Below are 426 nucleotides of genomic sequence, written 5' to 3' on the forward strand. Positions count from 1 at the left end.
TTGCGAGTTGGGTTTCACAGATTGCAGATAAGACGAACGAGGATCCCACGCCCGGCATTCAAAACGTGGATGTGAACGGCAAGGTACTGATTAACGCGCTGGAAGGCAAGAAAGGCTGGAAGGTGAATAACCTTGACGCTGTTTCCGGCCAGGTGGTGCAGGCCGTGCAAGCAGGTGAAGCGTTTGCAGGGTCGTTTGATTACGACGAGGTTCAGCCCAGCTATGAGCAGCGCAAGATTGCTCCGGGTGCTGAGAACCTGCCCTACCCGGCGGCGCCGGGTGAGAAGTGGATTGACATTAACCTCACTACCGCCCAGATGACGTGCTATGAGGGTACTGAGGTTGTGCGCGGCCCGATTCCAATTGTTCCAGGCAAGCCGTCCTCGCCCACGGTGGACGGGCATTTCAACGTGTATTTGCAGTATG

At 56.1% G+C, this 426-nt stretch carries 1 protein-coding gene; it reads left to right on the plus strand.

What is annotated here, in order from left to right:
* Positions 1 to 426: L,D-transpeptidase (locus HMPREF2854_RS08755; protein WP_186822496.1), on the plus strand; the 426-nt coding region annotated here is incomplete at both ends.

This window comes from Actinomyces sp. HMSC075B09, assembly GCF_001812395.1.
GTDB classification, from domain to species: Bacteria; Actinomycetota; Actinomycetes; order Actinomycetales; family Actinomycetaceae; genus Gleimia; species Gleimia europaea.